3 protein-coding genes are annotated in these 2,330 nt (G+C 66.8%); 1 reads left to right on the forward strand and 2 read right to left on the reverse strand.

What is annotated here, in order from left to right; translation table 11 throughout:
- Window positions 1-1,479, forward strand: a 1,479-nt coding sequence (gene lon, locus ACSLE4_RS06325; RefSeq protein WP_435903634.1) for an endopeptidase La, incomplete at its 5' end; no start/stop codon positions are given.
- Between the two features lie 5 nt (window positions 1,480-1,484).
- Here lon and ccoS read toward each other — a convergent pair.
- Both ccoS and ACSLE4_RS06335 read right to left on the reverse strand, forming a co-directional pair.
- On the reverse strand, window positions 1,485-1,649 hold the full coding sequence (gene ccoS, locus ACSLE4_RS06330) for a cbb3-type cytochrome oxidase assembly protein CcoS (protein ID WP_435903635.1): 165 nt from the start codon (window positions 1,647-1,649) through the stop codon (window positions 1,485-1,487).
- The coding region (locus ACSLE4_RS06335; RefSeq protein ID WP_435903636.1) for an HAD-IC family P-type ATPase at window positions 1,646-2,330 on the reverse strand (685 nt) is incomplete at its 5' end. The genes ACSLE4_RS06335 and ccoS, both read right to left, overlap by 4 nt.

The following is a 2,330-nucleotide window of genomic DNA, read 5'->3' on the forward strand; positions in this document are numbered from 1 at the left end:
CCGTGGTCGAAGCTCTCCGAGGAGACCATCGACATCGCCGAAGCGCGCCGCATCCTGGACGAGGACCATTACGGCCTGTCCAAGGTGAAGCAGCGCATTCTCGAATATCTCGCGGTCCGCAAGCTGAACCCGGACGGCAAGAGCCCGATCCTGTGCTTCGTCGGCCCGCCCGGCGTGGGCAAGACGTCGCTCGGCCAGTCCATCGCGCGCGCCATGGGCCGCGAGTTCGGCCGCATCAGCCTGGGCGGCGTACATGACGAAGCGGAAATCCGCGGGCATCGGCGCACTTATATCGGCGCGCTTCCGGGCAATTTCGTGCAGGCGTTGCGCAAGGCCGGCACGCGGAACCCTGTGTTCATGCTCGACGAGATGGACAAGCTGAGCGCCAGTTTTCATGGCGATCCCAGCGCCGCGCTGCTCGAGGTGCTCGACCCTGCCCAGAACTCGACCTTCCGGGACAACTATCTCGGCGTCCCCTTCGACCTGTCCAAGGTGCTGTTCATCGGCACCGCGAACGTGCTCGACCAGATCCCGGGGCCTTTGCGTGATCGCATGGAGGTCATCGAGATTCCCGGCTACACCGAGGAAGAGAAGGTCGAGATCGCCAAGCGCTACCTGGTCAAGCGCCAGCTCGAGGATACGGGCCTGACGGCCGAGCAATGCGAGATCAGCGAGGACGCGATCCGCGCCATCATCACCGGCTACACACGCGAGGCCGGCGTGCGCAATCTGGAGCGCGAGATCGGCGCGATCCTCCATCACATGGCCATGCGCGTCGCCGAGGGCGACAAGACGCATATGCGCATCGCGCCGGACGATCTCCACGACATTCTCGGCGCGCGGAAGTTCGAGAACGAAGTCGCCATGCGCACATCCGTGCCCGGCGTGGCCACGGGTCTCGCCTGGACGCCGACCGGCGGCGACATCTTGTTCATCGAATGCGCCCGCGTGCCCGGCACCGGCAAACTGATCCTCACTGGCCAGCTCGGCGACGTCATGAAAGAGAGCGCGCAGGCCGCGCTGTCCCTGGTGAAGGCGCGCGCCGACAAGCTCGGCGTCGAACCGGGCCTATTCGAGAAGTCGGACATCCATCTGCATGTGCCGGCCGGCGCCATCCCCAAGGACGGCCCCTCCGCGGGCGTCGCCATGTTCATCGCGCTCACCTCGCTGCTGACCGGGCGCACCGTGCGCAACGACGTCGCCATGACCGGGGAGATCTCGCTGCGCGGTCTCGTGCTGCCTATCGGCGGGGTGAAGAACAAGGTGCTGGCGGCCGTGCGTGCCGGCATCACCACGGTGATGCTGCCCGAGCGCAACAAGAAGGACTACGAGGACGTGCCGGAGTCCGCGCGCGGTGAAGCCCAGTTCGTCTGGATGTCGACGGTAGACGATGCCATCGCCGCGGCGCTTGAGCCGGCGAGCGAGGCTAAAAAGTCTGAGGTCCCCGACCTTCCCGACGATGAGCGCCGCGCCAGCTAGACTCCCTAGCCTCGGCCGACATCGTCGTCCGGCGGGTCGTCTTCAAGCGCGCGATAGGAAGCGCCTTCCAGATCCTCGAACTGGCCTGTCTTCAAAGCCCAAAGGAAGGCGGCGAGACCGAGCGCGCCCAACACCAGCGCCGCCGGGATCAGCCAGGCGAGCGCGGTCATGCGCGCCCTCCTCCCGCGAGCCTTGCGGCGTTCAGCGTCACCAGGATCGAAGAGCTTGACATGACGATGGCCGCGATAAGCGGCGTCACGAAGCCCGCCATGGCGAGCGGCACGCAGATCGTGTTGTAGACCGCGGCCACACCGAAATTTTGAAAGGCCATGCGGTGCGCCCGCCGTCCCGTACCGATCGCCTCGGCCACGGGGCCGAGCTTCGCGCCTTGGAATACGAAATCGGCGGCACGCTGGCTGATATCGGCGGCGCTCGCCGGCGAGATGGACGCATGCGCCGCCGCCAACGCCGGGGCGTCGTTGAGCCCATCGCCGACCATGAGGACCTTGCGTCCTTCCTTGGCGCGGCCCTCGAGCCAAGCGATCTTGTCGGCGGGTTTCATCTCCGCGCGCCACGTATCGATCCCGGCCTCGCGGGCCACCTGCTCGACCACGGCTTGGCGATCGCCGGACAAGAGCGCCACGTCGAAACCACGGCGCTTCAGCTCAGCAACCGTCTCCGCTGCATCGGGACGCAGCGCATCGGCAAAACGGAAGCACACCGGCGCCTCCTTGCCCCGCCGGTACCACACCCGACTGCTTTGCGCGTCTCCGGTCCCCACGCCGCACCATGCCGCCGACCCCAACCGTTCGTCGCCGCACGACAAGCCCTCACCTGGCGTCTCTTCGATC

Source organism: Methyloceanibacter sp., from assembly GCF_051306395.1.
Taxonomy (GTDB): domain Bacteria; phylum Pseudomonadota; class Alphaproteobacteria; order Rhizobiales; family Methyloligellaceae; genus Methyloceanibacter.